Genomic DNA, 22,717 nt, shown 5'->3' on the forward strand with positions numbered 1-22,717 from the left:
GCGGCGGCCGGTGTCACTGCTCGGGCGTCGCCTCGGACACGTCCTCGGGGCGCAGCAGGGTGGAGCCGGCCGTCTCCCGCAGGGACAGGGCGGCGACGAGTCCGCCGGCGGCGACCAGCATCAGATACGGGCCGGGGACCGGGGTGCTGCCGGTCGCGGAGATGAGCACGGTCATCAGATACGGCACCGTGCCGGCGAACAGGGCCGCGGTGAGGTTGTAGGCGATGGACAGGCCGCTCTGCCGGGTGCGGGTGGGGAAGATCTCCGCCGACCAGACCGCGTACGTGCCGAGGATCGCCGCCAGGATCACGCCGAGCAGCAGCCCGGCGATCCAGGTGCCGGCGAGGCCGGTCCGCATGAGGAGGAAGGCGGGAGTGGACAGGACGAACAGCGCGGCCGTGGCGCCGACGAAGACGGGCTTGCGGCCCACGCGATCGGACAGCGCGCCGAACACCGGGACCAGCACCAGTCCCAGCAGGGAGATCACCGTGGACAGCAGGGCGGCCGTGTCGGCGGAGTGCCCCAGGTCGTCGGTCTCGTAGGTGACCAGGTAGGTGAGCACCGTGTAGAAGGGCACGTGCATGGCGGTCATCAGGCCCGCCGCCTGGAACATCTGCTTCTTGTTGGTCCGGAACAGCTCCCGTACGGGTCTGCGCGGGAGGGCGTCGCTCGCTTCGAGGGCCCGGTACTCGGGAGTGTCCTCGATCTTGTTGCGGATGATGAAGCCGATGACGCCCAGGGGTGCCGCGACGAGGAAGGGGACGCGCCAGCCCCAGGACGTCAGCTGCCCGTCGTCGAGCCCGGTCGACAGCAGCAGGAAGACGAACGAGCCGGCGAGGAAGCCCAGCAGGGAGCCGACCTCCAGCCAGCTGACACCGAACCCGCGTCGGCGGCGCGGCGCGCTCTCGGCGAGGAAGCTGGCCGCGCTGCCGAACTCGCCGCCGGCGGCGAACCCCTGGACGAGGCGCAGGACCACCAGGAGCACCGGGGCGGCCACTCCGATCTAGGCGTAGCCGGGCAGCAGGCCGATGGTCAGGGTCGCGCCGGACATCATGAAGATGACCAGCGACAGGGTCCGCTTGCGGCCGATCCGGTCGCCGAGCGGGCCGAACACCATGGCGCCGACGGGCCTGATCCCGAACGACACGGCGAACACGCCGAAGACCGCGAGCAGTCCGGTGGTGCTGTCCTCGGAGGGGAAGAACACGGTCGCGACCGTGCCGGCGAGGTAGGCGTAAGCGGCCCAGTCGAACCAGTGCACGAACACGCCGACGGCGCCTGCGGCAACGCTTCTGCGCAGGGCTACGACGTCGGTGGTCACCCTGTCCTCGGTGGTGACGTCGATGGGAGAGGTGGGCATACGTGCCTCCTTGGACGGGCGGGTGGAAGGTGCCGGTGGCTTTCCCCTCAGGGCGCGGCGCGGCCGGTCAGGGATGCGGGACTGGTGAGCACGCGCAGTTGCGCCTCGGTCAGCAGCTCGCGCTCGCGGACCAGGTCGAGGGCCGGTCTGCCGGTGTGGTGGGCCTCGAGCGCGATGGCGCACGCCGTCTCGTGGCCGAGCGCGGGGCTGAGCGCGGTCACCAGACCTGTGGAGGCGGCGACCGTCTCCGCGAGGCGGTGCCGATTGGCGGTGATGCCGCGCACACAGTGCTCGGTGAGAACCGCGATCCCTGCGGCGAGGTGGTCAAGGCCGGTGCTCAGACTCCGGTAGATGATCGGTTCGAAGGCGTTGAGCTGGAGCTGTCCGCCCTCGGCGGCGAGGGTGACGGTCACGTCGTGGCCGATGACCTCGAACGCGATCTGGTTGACCGCCTCGGGGATCACCGGATTGACCTTGCCCGGCATGATGGACGAACCCGCCTGACGCGCGGGCAGGTTGATCTCCCCGAATCCCGCCTGCGGTCCCGACGACAGCAGACGCAGATCGTTGCAGATCTTCGAGAGCTTGACCGCGACGCGCTTGAGGACACCGGACAGCTGCACGAACACCCCGACGTCCTGGGTGGCCTCGATGAGGTCCGGTGAGGAGACAAGGGTCGGGATACCCGTCAACCGGCGCAGGTGCTCCATCGCGCGCTGCCGGTAGCCCGGGCGGGCGTTCAGTCCGGTGCCGATCGCCGTGCCGCCGAGGTTCAGCTCGTGCAGCAACAGCCGTGCTTCCGCGAGGCGTTGCTCGTCCTCGGCGAGCGTGGCGGCGAACGCCCCGAACTCCTGGCCCAGCGCCATGGGCACCGCGTCCTGCAACTGCGTGCGGCCCATCTTCAGTACGTCGGCGAACTCGGCCGCCTTGTCCGTGAAGGCCTGTCGCAAGGCCGTCATGGCGCCCAGCAGTTGGGCGATGTGCGCGTCCAGCGCCAGCTTCACCGCGGACGGGTAGACGTCGTTGGTGCTCTGGCCGAGGTTGACGTGGTCGAGGGGATGCAGGACGGAGTACTCTCCCCGGCCGCGCCCGATCAGCTCCAGGGCGCGGTTGGCGATCACCTCGTTGGCGTTCATGTTGGTCGACGTGCCGGCGCCGCCCTGGATGAGGTCGACGACGAACTGCTCGCGCAGTGCCCCGTCGCGGATCTCCGTGCACGCGTCGGTGATCGCCCGCGCGAGGGGCTCGTCCAGGGCGCCGAGTTCGGCGTTCGCCAGTGCCGCGGCGTGTTTCACCGCCGCCAGCGCGCCGATCAGATGGGGCCGGGCCGCGACGGTCTCGCCGGTGAGGGGGAAGTTCACCACCGCCCGGGCGGTGTGCGCCCCGTAGTAGGCCGCCGCCGGTACGGCGACGTCGCCGAGCATGTCGTGCTCCGTGCGGCAGGCACCGGAGGCAGGCGGTGTACTCGTGCTCGTGCTCACGCCGCGCCTCCCCCGCACGTCGCCGTACCGCGGTCCACACCGGTCCATGCCAGCGCGATCGCTGCGTCGAGCAGGGCCCGTTGGGCCTGTCCGCCCACGCAGAACGCCGCGAACTCGTGCTGGTGGTTCGTGGCGGGCAGCGAACCGATGCCGATGTACGGGTGGATGGCCGGAACGACCTGCGAGACGTTGCCCATGTCGGTGGACGCCCGGTTCATCCGCGCGGCCTGGCCGGGCGGCGCGAACTCACGTCCCAGAGCCAGGGCGTTGGCACGGTAGTGGCCCAAGGCGGTCTCGTCCGCGCGGAATTCCGCGTACGGCTTGCTCTCCGCCACGATCTCCAAGTCGCATCCGGTGGCGAGGGCACCCGCCTCGAAGGCCCGCATCACACGGGGTTCCAGCTCCGCCAGTTCGGCGCGCGTCTCCGCCCGCACGTACCAGCGTCCGGTCGCGCGCTCGGGGATCGCGTTGGGTGCGTCTCCCGCGTGGGTCACGACGCCGTGCACCCGCGCCGAGTCCGGCAGTTGCTGGCGGAGCAGCCCGACGGCGACCTGGGCCACCGTGAAGGCGTCGGCCGCGTTGATCCCCGCCTCGGGGTAGGCGGCGGCGTGCGCGGACTTCCCGGCGTAGGAGACTTTGGAGTGGCTGACCGCGAAGGGCCGGGCCTCGGCCACGTCGACCGGCGCGGGGTGGACCATCATGGCCAGGTCCACTCCGGCGAAGGCGCCCCGGTCCAGCATCTCGATCTTGCCGCCGCCGCCCTCCTCGGCGGGGGTGCCGTAGACCTCGACGGTGACACCCGCGTCGTCGGCGACGGCTGCCAGCCCGAGGGCGGCGCCGACCGAGCTCGCCGCGATGAGGTTGTGCCCGCAGGCATGGCCGAGCCCCGGCAGCGCGTCGTACTCGGCGCACAGCGCGATCCGCGTGGGCCCGCTGCCGAACCGGGCGCGGAACGCCGTCTCCAGACCAAGGTAGGACGAGGTGACGTCGAATCCGGCGCGGTCGAGCAACTCCGGTACGGCAGCGGCGGCACGGTGTTCCTCCCAGGCCGTCTCCGGGTCGGCGTGCAGCCGTTCGGAGAGGGCGACCAGACCGTCTGCGTGCCGGTCGACCACGCGCCGGGCCGCCGCCTTCAGTGCCGTCATCGCTGATCGCCCGGAACGCCGTAGGAGGGCGCGGACGCCGGATCGAGACCGCGCCGCACGTAGTCGTCCCGCTGCGGCAGCCATACGGCGAGGAGGCCGGCCAGGCACTCGACGGGATCGTCGGCCCAGTCCACGCGCAGGTCGGTCACCCGCCAGCCGACGTCAGCGACGACCGCGAGTCCTGCGGAGCGCACGGGCCCTTCCTCGCCACCGGCCGCGATCGCGGCGCGCAGGGCGGCGAGCAGGCGCTCCTCCAGCTCCCCGGCGGTCTTCAGGTATGTGTCGAGGAGTACGTCGGGGATGTGCGTGCCGGCCAGCATGTTGCCCGCCGCGACCGCGCCGTCCGCGGTGGCCGAGGCGTGCGTGCCGAGCGTCTGCGCACCGCTGAAGGCGAAGCCGGGACCGGTGGGGCCGAGGACGGTCAACTGCCGGTACCCGACGGTCTCCTTGGTGTCGGGCGCACCGACGGTGTCGGCCAACGCACGCTGGGCGTCGCCGTGTTCGGCGAGCCGGTCGAGCAACTTCGTGCCGAGGCTGGGGTCGGTGATGTTCTGCGAGGCGGCGGCGCCGACGCCGGGGCGCAGGTGTGCGCACCGTGCGGCGACCGCGGGGCTCGACGAGCTGACCACGAGACCGAACCGCCCGCCGTCACGGACCACGAGGGAGAACGTCACGACCGCGCCTCCCGGGGGATCACCGCGACCGCGTCGATCTCGCACAGCCACTCCGGGCGGGCGAGGGCGGACACGACCAGGCCGGTGGAGATGGGGTGCACGCCCTTGGTCCAGCGGCCCACCGTGCGGTACACCGCCTCGCGGTAGCGCGGGTCGACCAGATAGATCGTCAGTTTGACCAGGTGCTCCATGCGGCTGCCGGCCTCTTCGAGCAGCATCTTGATGTTGGCCATCGCCTGCTCGGCCTGGGCCCCGGCGTCTCCGATGCCCACCGACTCGCTGGTGTCGAGGTCCTGGCCGATCTGGCCGCGGACGTAGACGGTGTCGCCGGCCAGGACGGCCTGGCACAGGTCGTTGTCGAGGCTCTGCTCGGGATAGGTGTCACGGGTGTTGAACGGCCGGATCCGGGTGTGCCCGCCGGCGACGATCGGGGCCGTCGCCTGGCGGCCCTCGCTCGGGGAGGTCATCGTCTGCTCCTCATTTGTTGCCGGCCGCCGGCGTCACGCCGGGCCGGTCGGTGCTGCCGTGGGCGAAGTAGCCCCGCTGGATCGTGATGTGGTCGGCGACGTAGCGGGCGTCGTGCCAGACACCCCAGATGAAGCTCGAACCGCGCCGGGACAGCCAGGGCAGGCCCAGGAAGTAGAGGCCGGGCTCCGAGGAGACGCCGCGTCGCTGGTCCGGCCGGCCCTGCTCACCGAACGCGTCGACGTCCAGCCACGAGTAGTCGGTCGCGAAGCCGGTCGCCCAGACGATCGAGGTGACCCCGGCCGCGGCCAGGTCGAGCTCAAGGAGGGGGTCGGTCACGCATTCCGGGTCCGGCCCGAGGACGTGGGCCTCCGGCTCCTCGGGGAAGTCGAGCCCATTGCGCTCGACGTACGCGTCCGCCGCCTGCAGCAGCGCGAGGTACTTGGCGTCGCCGAGCGCGATGTTCGAGGCGAGATCCGGTGCGAAGCGCAGGACGCCGTCCTCGTACGACGCCGTCATGCCGGCGAGTTCGATGCCGTCGGCGGCCAGGGCGCGAAAGTCCACGGTGTGGCCGCCGCGGGCGCCGCTGACCGCGATGGTGACGTGTTCGGCGCCCTGGGGAGGCGTCTGAAGGTCCCAGAGTCCGAGCACCCCGAGCCACCAGCAGAAGTCACGTCCGCGGTACTCGCGAGGCGGACGGTCGTGGGGTCCGACGGAGAGGAGGACCCGACGGCCGGACCTGCGCAACTCGTCGGCGATCTGCACCCCCGAGGAGCCGGCGCCGACCACGAGGACCGCGCCCTCGGGCAGTTGGTCCGGGTTGCGGTACCCGCTGGAGTGGATCTGCACGGGGACGGCGCCGTCCGGGACGACGGGCGGGATCACGGGCCGCTGGAACGGGCCGGTCGCCGCCACGACGAACCGTGCGTCGATGGCGCCCTCCGTCGTCTCGACCCGGAAGCCGGGCCGGTGGGTGTGCCTGCGCACCGAGGTCACCTCGACACCGCACCGGACCGGGGCGCCGATCTTCTCGGCGTACGCGACGAAGTAGTCGGCGATCTCCTCCTTCGAGGCGAAGGCGTCGGGGGCGGTGTCGGGGAACTCCAGCCCGGGGAAGCGGTCGTGCCACGCGGGGCCGTTCGCGACCAGGGAGTCCCACCGCTCCGAGCGCCATCGCTCGGCGATGCGGTGCCGTTCCAGGACGATGTGCGGTATGCCCTGGGCGCCCAGGTGCTCGCTCATCGCCACGCCGGCCTGGCCCGCCCCGACGACGACTACTTCAGTCTCTTCACTCGGCATTTCGCCCTCCACTCAGGCGGCAGTCGATCCCGGTGTCGCATCGACCGGGCTGCCGCGTGAGAAATCCTGGGGCGGGCCGTTAATTCTGTCCAACAGATGTTTTCGCTGCAGGTGATCTGATTTGCAGATGCAGGGTCGGCGGCGGCTCGCGGCGGACCAAGGCGCGCTTTCCTTTAGGGCTAAGATTTCAACACCAGATACATGCCGCGAGGGGATGACATGGCGCAGCGCAAGGCGGCGAAGCGGCCGGACGCCGTTTCGGGGATCGTCGACGACTGGGCGCGCGAGAGGCCCGAGCTCGACACCTCACCGCTCGAGGTACTGGCCCGGCTGCACCGCTCGTATCTGCACTACCAGTCGCGGATGACGTCGCAGCTCGACGCGCAGGGGCTGTCCGTCGCCGGGTTCGACGTGCTCACGGCGCTGCGCCGGGCCGGCGCGCCGTACCGGCTGACCGCCGGGCAGCTCGCCGCGTCCGGGCTGATCTCGTCGGCGGGAGTGACCCTGCGCCTGGACCGGCTGGAGAAGGACGGCCTGCTCGTGCGGGAGCGGGACGCCGAGGACCGGCGGGTCGTGTACTCACGGCTGACCGACGCCGGTCTGGAGAAGGTGGACGAGGTGTTCGCCGCCCACCTGGAGAACGAACGCCGGATGCTCGGCGGGCTCTCGCCCGCCGAGCGGCGTCAACTGGCAGGTCTGCTCTCCAAGTTGGAGCGTTCGATCGTGGAGTCCGACGAGGCCGTGGAGGCCGGTCCGGGGCCCAACTGACCCGGACGCGGCAGCGGCCTCATCCGGTGGCGCCGACGGCCGGCTGCGCCTTCGACTGCTGCTTGGCCTGCGCCTGGTGGAGACGGCGCAGCCGGACGATGCCCAGGTCGTGCTGGTAGAGGTTCTCGCGCTGGTCGGCGTCCTGCGGCATGGCTTCGAGCATGATCCGGTCCTGCTCCAGGACCTCCCAGTGGCGGGCCTCGATGAGGGTCTTGTAGAGGAAGCGCCAGGTGTCGCGCTGCCAGTCCTGCACCTTGCGGTAGCGCCAGAAGAAGACGCCGGTGCGCCCGGCGTCCACCGGGCAGGCCATGCCGACGATGCCGAAGGGGCCGCCGGGTCCGGCGGACGGCGGGTACGGGATCGACAGGTCGACCCAGTCGACGCCCGTGCGGCACAGCTCGACCCAGTCGAAGTTGACGCCGCGCTGGTCGGTCTTCTCGAAGAAGAAACCGCGGTCGGTCTCCCGGATACGGAACTTCGCCGTCGTGTCGCCGGCGAACATCGTGTGGGACTCGCTGTGCAGGAACGCGCCGTGCATCGGGTCGAGCAGGTTCTCCATGGCGAACCGCCAGGGCACGTTCCACTCGGCGTAGCAGAGGAAGGCGTCGACGTCGTCGTCGGCCAGCGGGTCGGGGACGGTGAGTTCGACCGGCTCGGGGTGCTCCTCGTCGCCGAAGTAGGCGAGGATCGCGCCGCCGACCTCGCGCACGGGCAGCGAGGTGACGAGGGTCTTGCCCTCGAGGTTGCAGCCGGGCAGGCCGGGCACGGAGGTGACCTTGCCGGTGCCGTCGACCTCGACGCCGTGGTACCAGCAGGCGACCCGGTCGCCGAGGTGTTTGCCGAGCGAGAGCGGGGCGCCGCGGTGCGGGCAGCGGTCGGCCAGCATCGAGAGCCCGCCGTCGGACCTGCGGAAGAGCAGCCAGTTCTCGCCGAGGGCGGTCACCTTGCGCATGCCGCCCGGTTCGACGAAGTGGGACGGCACGACGGGGTGCCACTGGTTGCGCAGGCCGTTGGCGTAGATGTGCTCGGCGGTGTCGTGGGTGGAAAGCGTCATGTCAGGCTCCCAGGCGGTGCATCTCGGCGCGGAAGGACTCCTCGGTCCAGGGTTCGCCCGTGGGCGTGTGCAGCTGACGGGAGTTGAGGCCGTCGATCACGTCGGCCGGCGCGTGGCCGTCGTTGGTGAAGATGTCCTCAAGGGTGCGCGCGAGCTTCAGCTCGTACGGTGTGGGCTCGTGGTCGCGGGTCTGGTGGGGGTCCAGGTGGGGCCAGGTCTCGGGCATCAGGTCTCCGGGCGGGTGTCTGCGGTCGAGGGCAGGGCGTTCGGGGGTGCAGCGGTCCAGGACGAGACGGACGGGTGTCAGAGGTCCAGGACGAGACGGCCGGAGGCGCAGCGCGAGACGCAGATCATCATCGTCTTGCCGGCCGCGTGCTCGGACTCGGTGAGCAAAAAGTCGCGGTGGTCGGGGGCGCCGGCGAGGACACGGGTCTCGCAGGAGCCGCAGATCCCGTCGCGGCAGGAGGAGTTGACGTTCAGCCCGGCGTTCTCGGCGGCCTCCAGGATGGAGGTGCCGACGCCGACGTCCAGGGTCACACCTGACGTACGGCACTCGACTTCGAAGGCGCTGTCGTCGTCGTTGCGCTCGACGACCGGGGCTGCGAACCGCTCGATTCTCAACCGGCCCTCGGGTACGGCCTCTTCGACGGCGGCCAGCAGCGGCTCCGGACCGCAGCAGTAGACCAGCGCGTCGGCGGGGAGGCCGGCGAGGGTGCCCGCCAGGTCGATGTGGCCCTGTTCGTCCTGCGGTACGAGGGTCACGTCGCCGCCGGTCAGCGCGACGAGCTCGGCGCCGAACGCCATCGACGCGCGCGAGCGCCCGCCGTGGACCAACCGGTAGGGAATGCCGTTGCGTTGGGCCTGCCGGGTCATCGCCAGGATCGGGGTGATGCCGATGCCGCCGGCGATGAAGACGTACGAGGCGGCGGGCTCCAGCGCGAAGTGGTTGCGCGGCCCGGCCACCCGCACAGTGTGGCCGGGCCGCAGGCTGCTGTGCACATGGCGCGAACCGCCGCGCGAGGACGGCTCGTCGAGGATGCCGAGCCGGTACACGCAGGTGTCCGCCGGTTCGCCGCACAGGCTGTACTGCCGTACGTGGCCGCCGACATGAAGGTCCAGGTGCGCGCCGGGCGTCCACGCCGGGAGCGGCTTGCCGTCGGGGTGGGTCAGCTCGACGGAGAGGACGCCCTCCGCCTCCCAGGTCATGCGGTGGACCAGGAGGTCGAGCTCCTGCTCTTCGGTGGTGCTCATGATCGTGGGCCTCCTTACGCGGTGGGGATCTTCACGGGCGGGGTGAACGGGTTCTTCATCGGGCCGAGCGCGGCGAGGTCCACCTCGACGAGCGTGGGTCCCTCGGATGCGACGGCGGTCGCGATGACGGCTGCGGCGTCCGCGGCGTCAGCGATACGTGCGTACGACAGCCCGCAGGCGGCGGCCAGTTGGGCGAAGTCGGGAGTGAACAGGTCGACACCGGAGCGGCGTTCGCTGTACTTGTCCTGCATGTTGCGCAGCACGCCGTATCCGCCGTCGTTGAAGACGACGAGCGTCAGACGCGGTCGTTCCTGGGCCAGCGTGAGGAGCTCGCCGAGGTGGACCGCGAGTCCGCCGTCGCCGGCGATGACCACGGTCGGACGGTCCGGGTGGGCGACGGCCGCGCCGATGCCCATGCCCAGGCCCTGGCCGATGCCACCGCCGCGCGGGAAGACGTTGGCGCGCGGATCGTGGATCGGCAGCAGGCGGTTGCCCCAGGACGAGGACGGGATGGTGACGTCGCGGGCGACGACCGTGCCGGGGGGCAGGGCCTCGGCGAGCGCGTCGCAGATGGCCGCCTGGGGGCCGATGTTGTCGTGCAGGGTGGCGCGCACCTCGTCGCGGACGCCCCGGACGCGGACCGTCCAGTCGGCGTCCGCGCGCCTCGCCGCCTCGGTGAGCTGGGGCAGTACGGCGGACGCGGCACCGTGCAGGACGTGCCGCGCAGGGTAGACACGGCCGAGGGCGGCGGAGTCGATGTCGATCTGGATGTGCGCGGCGGGCAGTTCGAGCCCGTAGTCGGCGGTCTCGTTGGAGCGGAAGTGGGTGCCGACGGTGACGAGGACGTCGGCGTCCTTCAGCAGTGCGCGGCCGGCGGGGGTGGTGGCGAAGTTGCCGATGACCTGTGCGTGATCCTCGGCTACGGAGCCGCGCCCGGAGTTGGAGGTGAGCAGCCCGGCGCCGGTCGCCTCGACGAGTGCCAGGACTTCGGGGCGGGCGGTCGTCGCGCCGCCGCCCGCCCAGATCAGCGGACGGCGGGCGGACCCCAACAGCGCGCGAGGGGCGGCGAGTTCGGCGGCGTGGGGCACCGGAGGCTCGGCAGCCGTGGCCGCGGCACCGTCGTCCTCCTGGGCCGCGTACTGCAGGTCGATCGGCCACTCGACGCTCGCGGGACCACCGGGTGCGGTGAGGGCGGCGAGGGACGCCTCGCGCAGAATGCGTCCCGCGTCCCGGGTGGAGGTGACGGTCGCGGCGTACTTCGACACCGCGGCCAGCATCCCGAGCTGGTCCTTGGTCTCGTGGATGAAGCCCCGCCCGCTGCCGAGATGGGCGGACTCGACCTGTCCGGTGATGTGCAGGACGGCGGTGCCCGAGGACAGGGCCTCGACGAGAGAGCCTGCCGCGTTGCCCGCGCCAGTACCGGTGGAGGTGAGCGCGCAGCCGATGCCGCCTCGTGCACGGCCGTAGGCGTCGGCCGCGTTCACGGCGGTGGCCTCGTGGCGTACGGGGACGAAACGGAGCCCGGGGTCGGCCTCGATCGCCTCCACCAGCGGGAGGTTGTGCACGGAGACGATGCCGAAGACGGCGTCGACGCCCAGCGAGGTGAGGTGGGCGGCGAGGAGTTCGCCTCCATTGCGGTGGGTGACAGGGGTCATGGAGGGCTCCTCAGAGGATGCCGCGGCCGACTCCGCCGCAGACGTCGATGCTGGTTCCGGTGATGTACGAGGCGCGCGGCGACAGCAGGGAGACGATCGCGTAGGCGACCTCCTCGGCGCGGCCGAGCCGTCCGAGCGCGATGCCCCGGTCTGCGGCGATCCTGGCCTGCCACTGCTCGTAGGTGAGGTCGCTGCCGGCGGCCGCGTGGCGGCGGGTCCACTGGCCGGTGTCGATGAGGCCGAGGCAGACGGAGTTGACGCGGATGCCGTCGCCCGCCAGCTCGGTGGCGAGGGACTTGGAGAGGTTGAGGATGCCGGCGCGCGCCGCGCTCGTCGTGATCAGCCGGGTCTCGGGCTGCTTGGCGAGGACGGCGTTGACATTGACGATCGCGGCTGCGTCCGAGGCGCGCAGGTAACTGCGGGAGGCAGCAAGGGGGTTGAGCACACCCGCGAACTTCAGCTCGAGTTCGTCGCGCCAGTCCTCGGCGGTCGTCTCGTCGAGCGTCTTCATCCGGGACTGGCCCGCGTTGTTGACGAGCCCGTCGAGGTGGCCGCCGAAGTGCGCGGCGGCGCGCTCGACGAAGTCGCCCACGGCGTCGGCATCGCGTACGTCGCACACGCCCCGGAACAGCCGGTCGGCACCGGCGCCCAGGTGAGCGGCAGCCTTGGCGAGCCGGTCGGCGTCGCGGCCGCAGGTGGCGACGCCGGCGCCTTCGTCGAGCAGGGCCCGGACCGTGGCCAGGCCGACACCCGAACTGCCGCCGGTGACCAGTACGGTGCGGTCGGCGAGGCCGAGGTCCATGAGAACTCCTTGCAGAGATGGATCGACGCGCAGCGGTGCGCCGGTGCGCGGAAGTGGATCAGTGCATCGTGAAGCCGCCGTTGACGGCGATCACTTGGCCGGTCAGGTACCGGGACTCGTCGCCGAGGAGGAACGACACCACCCCGACCAGGTCCTCGGTCTGCTGGGGCCGGGCGATGGCCCGGTTGTGCGCGTACAGCGCGTGCCGCTCGGCGGGTACGGTCTCGGTCGCCTCGACCTCCGTCAGGCCCGGCGCCACGGCGTTGACCGTGATGTCCTCGGGCCCCAGCTCACGGGCCATCGCCCGGGTCAGCGCGATGACGGCACCCTTGGAGGCGATGTAGTGGGCGAGCCGGGGCGAGCCGTAAAGGGCCGCGTCCGAGGCGATGTTGACGATGCGGCCGGGACGCGCCATCAGCGGGAGCAGGCGCTTGGCGACGAGCCAGGGGCCGCGCGCGTTGACCGTCATCAGCCGGTCCCACACCTCGACGTCGATGTCGTGGAAGTACTTGCCGCCCACGCCGTTGGCGAGCGCCGCGTTGTTCACCAGTGCGTGGACGGGGCCGCGGGGAGCGAGGTGGCCGGCCAGCGCCTCGACCGAGGCCGGGTCGGCGACGTCCAGCGGCACGAACTCCGCCTCGCCGCCCGCCCCTTGGACGGCCTGCGCCGTCCGTCGGCCCCACTCCTCGTTCAGCTCGGCGACGACGACCCGGTAGCCGTCCGCGCCGGCCCGGCGGGCCATGGCCTCCCCCAGGCCACGGCCTCCACCGGTGACGACGACCGTCCGCGGCTGGTCAGTCACGGGTGATGCCGTACAGCGGCGAGTACTCGGGGTAGGTCGGCACCTGCGGCTTCTGCGTGCCGATGATCACGCAGAACAGTGCGTCCGTGTCGCCCTCGTTCTTCAGCGAACGGGTCACTCCGGCCGGCACCACGATCATGTCGCGGTAGCCGAGGGTGCGGTACTCCACCTCGTCCGGGCCGCGGTGGACGCCGACGCGGACCTGGCCCTCCAGGACGAAGAAGGCCTCCTCCACGTCGTGGTGGGTGTGGGCCGGGCCCTCGGCGCCCGGCGGCAGCAGCATGTTGGAGAAGGTGAAGCCGCCGGAGGGAAGGATGCGGTTGTCGTTCTCGTGGTTGCCGGTGGCGCCGGAGCCGACGTAGCGGATCTGTGCGCGCTTGTACTGCGGGCCGGCCTTCTCCTGGAAGGACAGGGTGCCCCAGTCGGGCTCGCGGGAGCCCTTGGTGGCGATGAGGGCGTCGGTGTACTTGGCGAGGTCCCCGCCGTTGTCGTACTCGGTGGTGGTGATCGGCATGGTGGTCATCCCCTGCTGGTCTTGGAGTTGGTGACGATGTGCAGATGGGACAGCAGCCAGGCGTTGAAGTGCTCGGGCTGTTCCTGGTTGGCCAGGTGACCGGCGTCCTTGACGATCACGTAGGCGGTCCTGTGCAGACCGCCGGCCAGGACCTGTGAGGCTTCGGGACCGGTGACGCGGTCCTGGTCGCCGCACAGGACGAGGGTGGGCGCGGTGACCCGGGCGAGTTCGCCGCGCAGGTCGGTGGTGGCCATGGCCTCGGCCGCGTGCCCGTAGCCGGGCAGCCGGATCGAGCCCGCCATGGTGTCGACGACGCGCTGGACGAGTTCGTACGGCGCCTGCGGGGAGACCAGGCGGGGGCCGCGCTGCTCGGCGAAGGCGCGCGGCCCGAGCTGCGCGAGCTCGGTGACGCGGGCGCGCATCCCGGCGGCCTTCTCGGGGCTGGTCCCGGAGCCGGTCGTGGAGTCGGCGACGGTGAGTGAGAGGACGAGGTCAGGGTGGCGGGTGGCGAGCCGCAGCGCGATCACGCCGCCCCAGGAGACGCCGAGGACGTGGGCCCGGCCGCCGTGTGCACGAATGACCGCGGCGGCGGTTTCGGCGTAGTCGTCGAGGCTCAACTCACCTTCGGGGTCTGCCGACTTGGCGTAGCCCGGGGCGTCCCAGGCGAGCACCCGGAAGTCGGCTTCGAGCGCCTGCAGTTGGGGTGCGAAGGCGGCGGAGGACGAGCCGATGCCGTGCAGGCACAGCACGAGCGGCCCGTCGGTGCCTGCCCGCTCCAGGTGCAGTCCGGCGATGTCGTACGCGGTCACAGGATCTGTCCCGAGCGTCCTGCGAGGGCCGCGAGGGAGCGCAGCACCGCGTACGGAACGACCTGGCTGGTGGCCGGGTTGGCGGCGTCCGGCTGGTGGCGCACCTCGAAGCGGTAGGAGCCCTGCGGGCCGTTCGCCTCGATTACGTGCGAGGTGTGCACGGCGGCCGGGTCGGCGACGACGCTGACCTGGACCGCGTCGAGGTCCCCGACCGCGAGTGCCACGGAGGCGGCGACATTGGTCGACCTGGGGAACCTGACCGGCACCTCGCGCGCGGTGCCGCGCATCACCTCGACGGGCGCGGTCGCCGAGCGCATCGCGCTCAGCAACTCCTCGTCCATCCAGGGCTGTTCGAGAGTCGAGGGCAGCTTGGTGGTGGTCAGCCTGATCTCGCTCAGCGGTCCCATGGCGCGCACCGCCTGGAGCAGGTCGAGTCCGCCGACCGCTCCCCCGGTGAAGTACACCCGCCCGGGTCCGGTGGTCAGCAGCCTCTTCGACAGCTCCTCGTCGGTGAGGGCTCCCGTGGACGCCACGAGGAGGTCCGTGCCGGAGGCGAGAATCATCTCGCCCCAGCCTCGTACGACACCCTGGCCGGCGGCCTCGACGATCAAGTCGCAGCACTCCAGGGCCTGTTCCACGGTCATCTGCGGTGCGGGCGCCGTGTCCCCGAGGGGCCGGTTGTCCACGACGGCGACCAGCTCGGCCCCGGCTACGTCTCCGGCGGCGATCGCGCCGCCCACGACCCGGCCGATGGCTCCCCAGCCGATGAGACCGACCTTGCGAACCCTGCTCATGCGGCGACTCCTTCGGCGTCGACGGGCGGGACGACGGGGCTGCCGTCGGGCGTGCCCGCCATGTGGGCGCGGATCAGCTTCGACGGCGGGCCCGCGGTGCCCCAGGTGTCGGACAGCTCGGGTGTCCGCCGCCAGGTCCGGCAGATCCACGCGTCCTCGACGACCTGCGCGACCTCGGACGTGTACTCGCACACCAGACCTGTGGGGTCGGTGAAGTAGGAGAAGGTGTTGTCGCCGGGGCCGTGCCGGCCGGGGCCCCACTCGGGGGTGATCCCGTGGTGCCTGAGCCGGCCGAGCCCGCGCATGAAGTGGTCGAGCGAACTCATCTCGTACGCCACGTGGTTGAGGGAGACCCACGGCGCCTGGTTGAAGGCGATGCAGTGGTGGTCGGTGTTGCAGCGCAGGAACGCCATCTGGTGCTCGGACCAGTCCGAGACGCGCATGCCGAGCACCTCGCGGTAGAAGGCGACGGAGCCGTCGAGGTCCGTGGTGTTGAGGACCGCGTGCGTGACGCCGACCGGCAGCGCCTCGTCGCGGCCGCGCGCCGCGACCGCCCAGGTGTCGGCGGAGAGTTCGATCAGCCGTCCGTCGAGGTCGTCGAACCGCAGCCCGTAACCGCCGCCGACCTGGTCGAGGGGGCCGGGACCGGTGACGAGGGCGATCCCGCGCGCCTCCAGCCGGCGTGCGGCCTCGTCCACCTCGGCGGGTGTGCCGACGGCGAAGGCGAGCCGGCCCAGGCCGATGTTCTCGGAACGGGTGAGCTGGAGGGCGTGGTGCTCCGCGCCGGTGCCGCGCAGCCAGCTCTCGCTGTGCCCGGCCTCGACGACCTCCAGGCCCCACACCTCCTCGTAGAAGCCGACGGCCTCGGCGAAGTTCGGGGTGAACAGCTCGACCGAGCGCAGTGCGCGCAGCCGGGCGATCGGGGGGTGGTTCATGTGGGATCTCCCAGACAGGTGGGGTCAGTTGGCCCAGGGCAGCGGTGCGGTGTCGGTGCCCCAGTACAGGGACTTCTGCCGCTGGTAGGCGCGGATGAGGTCGCGGCCCTTCTCGGTGCCGAGTCCGGAGTCCTTCATCCCGGCGAAGGGGGTGGAGATGGAGAACTGCTTGTACGTGTTGATCCAGACGGTCCCGGCCTCGATCCGCCGCCCGAGCCGCCAGGCGGCGCGCGCGTCCCGGGTCCAGATGCCGCAGGCCAGCCCGAAGTCGGAGGCGTTGGCCTGGGCGACGAGTTCGTCCTCGTCGTCGTAGGCAAGCGCGACGAGCACGGGGCCGAAGATCTCCTCCTGGCAGGTGCGCGCGGAGTTCGGCAGTCCGTCGATCACGGTCGGCAGGTAGTAGGCCCCTTCCGCGTACGCCTCGCCCTCGGGCGCGGCGCCGCCGCACAGCACCCGGCCGCCCTCCTCGCGCGCCAGCTCCACGTAGGCGGCGACCGCGTCGCGGTGCCTGTGGTGCACGAGCGGAGCCACCTGGGTGTCGGGGGACGTACCGGCTCCCACCCTCAACTTCCGCACACGTTCGACGAGTTCGCCGATGAAGGAGTCGTAGAGAGAGGTGTGCACGAAGAGCCGGGATCCCGCTATGCAGGACTGGCCGCTGGAGGAGAAGATCCCGTACATGACGCCCGCGAGGGCCTGTTCGACGTCCGCGTCCTCGCGGACGATCGTCGGCGACTTGCCGCCGAGTTCGAGCGAGGCGGGGATGAGTTTGTCGGCGGCGGCGTGCGCGATGCCGCGCCCGGTGCCGGTGCCGCCGGTGAAGCCGATCCGGCCGACGAGCGGGTGCCTGACGATCGCGTCACCCACGATGCTGCCCTTGCCGGGCAGCACGGCCAGCAGCGCGGTCGGCAGTCCGGCCTCGGCGAGTACCCGGTGGACGAGGCGGCCGAAGGCGAGGGAGACCAGCGGCGTCCACTCGGCGGGCTTGAGCAGGACGGCGTTCCCCCCGGCCAGGGCGGGTGCGGCCTTCTGCGCGTCGGAGGCGATCGGCGAGTTCCACGGGTTGATGGCGCCGACGACGCCGATCGGCTCGTGGACGCTCATCGTCACGTACGGGCCGCGGGACGGTGTCAGCGCCTCCTCGGCGGTCTCCAGTGCCGAGGCCGTGTACCGGAAGGTGCCGGCGGCGCTCAGCGCGAGGGCGCGGGTCTCGCCCAGGGTCTTGCCGGTGTCGGCGGTCTGGAGCGCGGACAGCTCCTCGGCGTGATCCTCGATCGCGTCGCCGATCCGGTGCAGGACGCGCGCCCGCTCGTGGGGCAGGAGGTCGCGCCACTCGGGTGCGGCGGCGGCTTCGGCCGCGGCGTGCGCGGCCTCCTCCACGTCCTGCACCGAGGCGGCGTGGACGGTGGTGAGGACCGCCCCGTCGGCCGGGTTCACGGTGTGGATGGGCAGGCCGCGACCGCGACGCCAGTGGCCCGCGATGAGGATCTCGTCGGCGGGGATGCGCGGCATGGGGACCTCCGGATGAGGGCGGTACGGGAACCTCCGCACGCACCGGACGCTCGGCCTCGGCTGCGGTGTCGAAGTACTAGAAATCTAAGGGCTTAACTATTTCGGCCGCAAGGGGGTACCGCCGAGGAAATTTTCACGAGGTCAGGGCTAAGGCTTGCCTAACCTCGGAGGACTACCGGTAGAACTTTAAGCGCTGAGATGTTCAGCACCTATGGAAGTGGGGCCTGCCGTCCCCGTCCCCGCCCGCACAGCCGCCCGGTACCCGGCTACCGTCGTACCGTCGCGGCCCGAACCCTCCCGTGCGGTCCCGTCCCCAACCGCCGTACGGATCCGGAGGCCATCCATGACGATCGACGCACATCGCGCCGCCGCGGAGCGACCAGGCGACGCACCGGCGCTCGCGGCCGCCATCGGCGCCCGCTTCGAACGCCTGCCCCTGTGCCGCTGGCAGGTGATGGTCCGGCTCATCGTCGGCACCGCCACCTTCTTCGAGGCCTTCGACCAGCTCCTGATCGCGTACGCACTCCCCCAGCTGCGCACCGAGTGGAACCTGGACACCGCTCACACCACCGCCCTGATGACCGTCGGTTCGGTCGGCATGCTCGTCGGCGCGCTGGTCTCGGGCCGGCTCGCCGACCGGGTCGGCCGCGTCAAAGTGATCGCGGGCTGCATCGCGCTGGCCAGCCTCTGCAATCTGGTGCTGACGCTCTGCACCTCGCCCGAGCCGTTCATGGCGATCCGCTTCGTGCAGGGGATGGCCATCGGCGGCGAGGTGCCCATCGCCGCCACCTTCATCGCCGAGATCACCCGCGCCCACCAGCGCGGCCGCTTCGTGCTCCTCTTCGAGCTGGTCTTCCCGGCCGGCCTCACCGCGGGCGCACTCGTCGCCTACTGGCTGGTGCCGCTGCTCGGCTGGCGCTGGATGTTCGGCCTCGCGGCACTGCCCGCCGTCCTGTGCCTGGCCGTCCTGCGCTACGTGCCCGAATCGCCACGCTGGCTCGCGGACCACGGGAGGCACGAGCAGGCGCTCGCCACGATGGCGTCGATCGAGGCCGAGGTCGAGAAGATCACGGGTGCCCCCCTGCCGGAACCGGAGCCGGTGCCGTCCGTCCTGCCGCTCCAGGGCAGAGGCGGACTGCGCGAGCTGCTCGGCGGCCGTTACCGCAAGCGCATGATCGTCGTCGGACTCCTCTGGTTCACCGGCTACTTCGTGAACTACGGCATCACGTCCTGGCTGCCGACGATCTACGGATCCCGTTTCCACCTCGACCTGTCTACGGCCCTGCTCTACTCGACCGTGACCAGCTGTGCGGGTCTGCTCGGCTGCCTGATCGTCGCCCTCACCGTCGACCGGGTCGGCCGCCGCAACACGGTGATCTGGTGCTTGGGAGCCGCGGCCCTCTGCCTGCTCGTCCTGGGCCTGTCGGCAGCGGGGACCGCGTCCGGCGTCCTGGTCTGGACGTCCCTGTCGGCGGTCTTCCTCTTCGGCTGCAACATCTGTCTCTACCTCTACACCCCCGAGCTCTTCCCCACCCGGATCCGGGCACTGGGCGCCAGCATGGGCGGCGCCATGAACCGCCTCGGCATCATCCTCGGACCGATCGTCGTGGGCGCGGTCTACGCCGGCGGCGCGATCGGCACGGTCTTCGTGACGCTGGCAGCCGTGGCCCTGGTCGGCTCGCTGACCGCGGCGGCCGGGGCGGAGGAGACGAGCGGGCGGAGTCTGGAGGACGTGGCGCCCTGACGGACGCCCACGCGCCCGTCCCGGTGCGGCCGAGGATGGCGGGACACCTGCCCGTAGCGATAGAACCTTTCTATGGAACGCCGCCAGGTCGAATACTTCCTCGCCGTAGCCGCGCACCGCAGCTTCACGAGCGCCGCCCACAGCCTGCATGTGGCGCAGCCGTCCCTGTCGCACGCGATCCGCCTGCTCGAGCGGGAGCTGGGCACCGCCCTCTTCCACCGGCTCGGCCGTGGCGTGGCGCTGACGTCGGCCGGCGAGGCGTTCGTGGAGCCGGCCCGGCAGGTCATGCGGGACCTGGAGACGGCCCGCTCGGTGGTGCGCACCATCGCGGGACTGGAGGGCGGCAGGCTCGACATCGTCGCGCCGACGACGCTCGCGGCCGACCCGCTGGCGGAGCTCACCGGGGACTTCCGCAGACGCAATCCCGCGATCGACATAGTGATCGTGGAGCCGTCCGACGCGGCGGCCGTCGCGGACGTGGTCCGCACCGGCGAGTGCGAGCTGGGGCTGACCGACGTCAGGACGCGCGGCAAGGCGGTCGAGTCCCTGGAACTGTGCCGCCAGGAGGTCCTGGTGGTGGTGCCACGCTCCGAGCGCTTCCCGCAGTCGGGACCGGTGGCACTGAGCGAGGTCGCCCGACTGGACCTGGTGGCGACCGCACCCGCTACCGCGACCCGGACGTTGATGGACGAGGCGCTCGGCGGGGAGGGCAGGAGCCCGCGGATCGCGGTGGACACGGTGCATCAGGCGGCCGTCGTGCCGCTGGTGCTGGCCGGCGCGGGCGCGACGCTCCTGCCGCGTTCGCTCGCCGAGGAGGCGGCCCGGCGCGGAGCGGTGGCGCTCACGACCCGGCCGCGCCTGATCCGGCCGGTCTGGCTCCTGTGGCGGGGCGGGCCCCTCTCACCCGCCGCCCAGGCGTTCATCGACGTGGCCCGGGAGATGTCCGCACAGCAGGCGCCGGCCGTGCCGTCGAAGAGCCAGCCATAGACGTCTTCTATTGCTCACGGTGAAAAGTTCTTCTTCTCGATCTCTGCATCTCTATTGCGCCTGTCCCAGGAAAGGCTTTTTCCTCGCCGCTTTATGGATTGCGTGCCTCTGGACACATAGACGTCTCCTACCGCCCGTATTCATAATGCGTTCAGCCTGCTCCCGGCCTCCTCGTTGACCGTGCACGGTGTGAAATGCCACGTTTCTCGCACCGTAGAGGAGGAGCACATGACCGAATTCGACGCCGGTCGGCACATACTGCCGAGGCCCGATTCCCACCGGCAGCCGACCACCGCGATGGACGTCCACGACCAGGAGGTCCCCTTCACTCCGATCGGTCCGGTCCCACCGCCCGAGAACGCTCCGAACGTGGTGATCGTGCTCGTCGACGACCTCGGCTTCGGCACCTCCAGCGCGTTCGGCGGGCCCTGCGAGATGCCGGCCGCGGAGCGGCTGGCCGGCAACGGGCTGCGCTACACCCGCTTCCACGTGACAGCCCTGTGCTCACCCACCCGGCAGGCCCTGCTGACCGGGCGCAACCACCACTCGGTCGGCATGGGCGGCACCACGGAGATGACCACGGCGGCCCCCGGCTACAACGGCTTCCGGCCGCGCAGCGCGGCCACCATGGCCCAGATCCTCCAGGGCAACGGCTACAGCACGGCCGCCTTCGGCAAGTGGCACCAGACACCGCCGCGGGAGATCAGCGCGGTCGGGCCGTTCGACCGCTGGCCCACCGGGGAGGGGTTCGACACCTTCTACGGTTTCATGGGCGCCGAGATGAACCACTGGTACCCGCTGCTGTATCAGGGCACCTCTCCCGTCGAGCCGGACCGCCGGCCCGAGGACGGCTACCACCTGTCCGAGGACCTGGTGGACCACGCCATCGACTGGGTGCGTACCCAGCGGACGCTGACGCCTGATCGGCCGTTCTTCACCTACCTCGCGCTGGGTGCCGCGCACGCGCCGCTGCACGTGGACCGCGCCTGGCAGGAGAAGTACCGCGGACGCTTCGACGACGGCTGGGACCGCCAGCGGGAGGTGACCCTGGAGCGGCAGAAGGAACTCGGCGTCGTACCCCCGGAGACGGAACTCGCACCCTGGGCGGAGGGCGTCCCGCACTGGGACCAACTCAGCGACAACCAGCGGCGGTTGTCGGCCCGGTTCATGGAGACGTTCGCCGGATTCACCGAGCACGCCGACGTCCAGGTGGACCGGTTCCTCGACGCCCTGCAGGAGCTCAATGAGCTGGACAACACCCTCATCCTGTACATCCTGGGCGACAACGGCGCCTCGGGCGAAGGCGGCATCGAGGGCACGATCGTCGAGCACCGCCTCGGTCACGGCGTCGTGGACGACCCGGACGAGATGATCGACCACATCGACGAGATCGGCGGACCGCTCAGCTATCCGATCGCCCCCGCGGGATGGGCACTTGCGCTCAACACCCCCTACCAGTGGACCAAGCAGGTCGCCTCGCACTTCGGCGGCACCCGCGACGGCATGATCCTGCACTGGCCGCGGGGCGTCGCCGAACGGGGCGGGCTGCGCCACCAGTTCTCGCACGTGATCGACGTCCTGCCGACGATCCTGGACTGCGCGGGAATCCCGGCGCCGTTCAGTGTGGACGGGGTGCCGCAGCAGCCCATCGAGGGCGCGAGCATGCAGCCGACGCTCGCCGACGCACAGGCTCCGGAGCACCGCCGTACCCAGTACTTCGAGATGTGCGGCAACCGGGGCATCTACCACGACGGCTGGATGGCGGTCACCCGGCACGGCATCCCCTGGGAGATGGTCCCGGACAAGGACCGCAGGTTCGCCGACGACGTCTGGGAGCTGTACGACCTGAGCCGGGACTGGAGCCAGGCCGACGACCTCGCCGCCGAACACCCGTACAAACTGCGGAAGTTGCAGGACCTGTTCCTGATCGAGGCGGCGAAGTACCAGGTCTTCCCGCTGGACGACCGGGTCACCGAGCGGGAGAACCCGGCCATGGCCGGCCGCATCGACCTGCTGGGCGACCGCACCTCGGTCACCTACCGCGCCGGGATGCGGCGGTTCACCGAGGAGACCACGCCCAACGTCAAGAACCGCTCCCACAGCATCACCGCCCATGTCGACCTGCCCGGGACGCCGGCCGAGGGCGTGCTCATCGCGCAGGGCGGACGGTTCGGCGGCTGGACCCTGTACTTCACCGACGGCAGGCCCGCCTACGCCTACAACTACTTCGGCATGAACCTTTACACCGTGCGCGGCAGCCGGCACCTGGCACCCGGACGGCACGAGATCCGGCTCGAGTTCGACTACGACGGCGGAGGACTCGGCAAGGGCGGGACCGCCACCCTCCTGGTGGACGGCGAGAAGCACGGCACCGGACGGATCGACCGGACCATCCCGTACTACTTCTCCTTCGACGAGACGCTCGACGTCGGAGTGGACCTGAGCACTCCGGTGACCGACGACTATCCCGTCCTCGACAACGAGTTCACCGGGACCATTCACACGGTGCGCATCGACCTGGCCGCGGGTGCCACGGACTCCGAGGAGTTCGACGGCGGACTGCACCGTCGCGTCATGGGGGCCCAGTGAACTGCTGTGCACCGTCCGGTGGTACGGGCGCGGAGCGAGTCCCGCCCGTACCGCCGGCTGCCCACCGGGCGACACGG

Annotated in this window: 22 protein-coding genes; 4 read left to right on the forward strand and 18 right to left on the reverse strand. The window is 71.2% G+C overall.

Going from position 1 to position 22,717, the window contains the following annotated elements; all coding sequences use genetic code 11:
• Positions 1 to 13: 13 nt before the first annotated feature.
• From ACGFYN_RS19035 to ACGFYN_RS19065, 7 genes are read right to left on the reverse strand one after another with little or no spacing between them, the layout of a single operon-like run.
• A complete protein-coding gene (locus tag ACGFYN_RS19035; protein ID WP_393866968.1) occupies positions 14 to 997 on the reverse strand; it encodes an MFS transporter in 984 nt (327 codons plus the stop codon).
• A 6-nt stretch (positions 998 to 1,003) separates the two neighbouring features.
• Positions 1,004 to 1,360, reverse strand: a complete 357-nt coding sequence (locus ACGFYN_RS19040; protein ID WP_393866969.1) for an MFS transporter — start codon at positions 1,358 to 1,360, stop codon at positions 1,004 to 1,006.
• Positions 1,361 to 1,407: 47 nt separating this feature from the next.
• A complete protein-coding gene (locus tag ACGFYN_RS19045) occupies positions 1,408 to 2,841 on the reverse strand; it encodes an aspartate ammonia-lyase (RefSeq protein WP_393866970.1) in 1,434 nt (477 codons plus the stop codon).
• Positions 2,838 to 3,986 (reverse strand): M20 family metallopeptidase, encoded by a 1,149-nt coding sequence (locus tag ACGFYN_RS19050; protein ID WP_393866971.1) that lies wholly within the window; start codon positions 3,984 to 3,986, stop codon positions 2,838 to 2,840. The genes ACGFYN_RS19045 and ACGFYN_RS19050 overlap by 4 nt, the downstream gene beginning before the upstream one ends.
• The gene (locus tag ACGFYN_RS19055) at positions 3,983 to 4,660 is read right to left on the reverse strand and encodes a DUF1028 domain-containing protein (RefSeq protein ID WP_393866972.1); all 678 of its coding nucleotides are present in this window, start codon (positions 4,658 to 4,660) and stop codon (positions 3,983 to 3,985) included. The genes ACGFYN_RS19050 and ACGFYN_RS19055 overlap by 4 nt, the downstream gene beginning before the upstream one ends.
• Positions 4,657 to 5,127 (reverse strand): RidA family protein, encoded by a 471-nt coding sequence (locus tag ACGFYN_RS19060; protein ID WP_393866973.1) that lies wholly within the window; start codon positions 5,125 to 5,127, stop codon positions 4,657 to 4,659. The genes ACGFYN_RS19055 and ACGFYN_RS19060 overlap by 4 nt, the downstream gene beginning before the upstream one ends.
• Before the next feature lie 10 nt (positions 5,128 to 5,137).
• Positions 5,138 to 6,424, reverse strand: a complete 1,287-nt coding sequence (locus ACGFYN_RS19065; protein ID WP_393866974.1) for a flavin-containing monooxygenase — start codon at positions 6,422 to 6,424, stop codon at positions 5,138 to 5,140.
• Between the two features lie 219 nt (positions 6,425 to 6,643).
• Between ACGFYN_RS19065 and ACGFYN_RS19070 the strand changes: the two genes are divergently transcribed.
• Positions 6,644 to 7,192 (forward strand): MarR family winged helix-turn-helix transcriptional regulator, encoded by a 549-nt coding sequence (locus ACGFYN_RS19070; RefSeq protein WP_393866975.1) that lies wholly within the window; start codon positions 6,644 to 6,646, stop codon positions 7,190 to 7,192.
• A 19-nt stretch (positions 7,193 to 7,211) separates the two neighbouring features.
• Here the strand turns inward: ACGFYN_RS19070 and ACGFYN_RS19075 are convergent, their stop codons facing one another.
• The 11 genes from ACGFYN_RS19075 to ACGFYN_RS19125 all read right to left on the reverse strand — a co-directional run bounded on the left by ACGFYN_RS19075 (position 7,212) and on the right by ACGFYN_RS19125 (position 17,320).
• On the reverse strand, positions 7,212 to 8,246 hold the full coding sequence (locus ACGFYN_RS19075) for a Rieske 2Fe-2S domain-containing protein (RefSeq protein WP_393866976.1): 1,035 nt from the start codon (positions 8,244 to 8,246) through the stop codon (positions 7,212 to 7,214).
• Between the two features lies 1 nt (position 8,247).
• Positions 8,248 to 8,472, reverse strand: coding sequence for a recombinase-like helix-turn-helix domain-containing protein (locus tag ACGFYN_RS19080; protein WP_393866977.1), 225 nt, complete (start codon positions 8,470 to 8,472; stop codon positions 8,248 to 8,250).
• Between the two features lie 77 nt (positions 8,473 to 8,549).
• Positions 8,550 to 9,497 carry a PDR/VanB family oxidoreductase gene (locus ACGFYN_RS19085; RefSeq protein ID WP_393866978.1) on the reverse strand — a complete coding sequence of 316 codons (948 nt, stop codon included), beginning with the start codon at positions 9,495 to 9,497 and terminating at the stop codon, positions 8,550 to 8,552.
• 14 nt (positions 9,498 to 9,511) lie between these two features.
• Positions 9,512 to 11,152, reverse strand: a complete 1,641-nt coding sequence (locus ACGFYN_RS19090; protein WP_393866979.1) for a thiamine pyrophosphate-binding protein — start codon at positions 11,150 to 11,152, stop codon at positions 9,512 to 9,514.
• A gap of 10 nt (positions 11,153 to 11,162) precedes the next feature.
• The gene (locus tag ACGFYN_RS19095) at positions 11,163 to 11,954 is read right to left on the reverse strand and encodes an SDR family oxidoreductase (protein ID WP_393866980.1); all 792 of its coding nucleotides are present in this window, start codon (positions 11,952 to 11,954) and stop codon (positions 11,163 to 11,165) included.
• Between the two features lie 58 nt (positions 11,955 to 12,012).
• Positions 12,013 to 12,756 carry an SDR family oxidoreductase gene (locus ACGFYN_RS19100; protein WP_393866981.1) on the reverse strand — a complete coding sequence of 248 codons (744 nt, stop codon included), beginning with the start codon at positions 12,754 to 12,756 and terminating at the stop codon, positions 12,013 to 12,015.
• The gene (locus ACGFYN_RS19105) at positions 12,749 to 13,270 is read right to left on the reverse strand and encodes a cupin domain-containing protein (RefSeq protein WP_393866982.1); all 522 of its coding nucleotides are present in this window, start codon (positions 13,268 to 13,270) and stop codon (positions 12,749 to 12,751) included. The genes ACGFYN_RS19100 and ACGFYN_RS19105 overlap by 8 nt, the downstream gene beginning before the upstream one ends.
• A 5-nt stretch (positions 13,271 to 13,275) precedes the next feature.
• Positions 13,276 to 14,079, reverse strand: a complete 804-nt coding sequence (locus ACGFYN_RS19110; protein ID WP_393866983.1) for an alpha/beta fold hydrolase — start codon at positions 14,077 to 14,079, stop codon at positions 13,276 to 13,278.
• Entirely contained in the window at positions 14,076 to 14,873 is a 798-nt protein-coding gene (locus ACGFYN_RS19115) for an aspartate dehydrogenase domain-containing protein (protein WP_393866984.1), read from the reverse strand. The genes ACGFYN_RS19110 and ACGFYN_RS19115 overlap by 4 nt, the downstream gene beginning before the upstream one ends.
• A complete protein-coding gene (locus ACGFYN_RS19120; protein ID WP_393866985.1) occupies positions 14,870 to 15,808 on the reverse strand; it encodes a VOC family protein in 939 nt (312 codons plus the stop codon). Before ACGFYN_RS19120 ends, ACGFYN_RS19115 begins: the two co-directional genes overlap by 4 nt.
• A gap of 24 nt (positions 15,809 to 15,832) precedes the next feature.
• Positions 15,833 to 17,320 (reverse strand): aldehyde dehydrogenase family protein, encoded by a 1,488-nt coding sequence (locus tag ACGFYN_RS19125; RefSeq protein ID WP_393866986.1) that lies wholly within the window; start codon positions 17,318 to 17,320, stop codon positions 15,833 to 15,835.
• Between the two features lie 343 nt (positions 17,321 to 17,663).
• On the opposite strand from ACGFYN_RS19125, the gene ACGFYN_RS19130 reads away from it, so the two are divergent.
• The 3 genes from ACGFYN_RS19130 (at position 17,664) to ACGFYN_RS19140 (ending at position 22,640) form a co-directional block, all read left to right on the forward strand.
• Positions 17,664 to 19,064 carry an MFS transporter gene (locus ACGFYN_RS19130; RefSeq protein ID WP_393866987.1) on the forward strand — a complete coding sequence of 467 codons (1,401 nt, stop codon included), beginning with the start codon at positions 17,664 to 17,666 and terminating at the stop codon, positions 19,062 to 19,064.
• Between the two features lie 72 nt (positions 19,065 to 19,136).
• On the forward strand, positions 19,137 to 20,051 hold the full coding sequence (locus tag ACGFYN_RS19135) for a LysR family transcriptional regulator (protein WP_393866988.1): 915 nt from the start codon (positions 19,137 to 19,139) through the stop codon (positions 20,049 to 20,051).
• A 228-nt stretch (positions 20,052 to 20,279) separates the two neighbouring features.
• A complete protein-coding gene (locus ACGFYN_RS19140) occupies positions 20,280 to 22,640 on the forward strand; it encodes an arylsulfatase (protein ID WP_393866989.1) in 2,361 nt (786 codons plus the stop codon).
• Positions 22,641 to 22,717 lie beyond the last annotated feature (77 nt).

Source organism: Streptomyces sp. NPDC048419, from assembly GCF_043200415.1.
GTDB lineage: Bacteria > Actinomycetota > Actinomycetes > Streptomycetales > Streptomycetaceae > Streptomyces.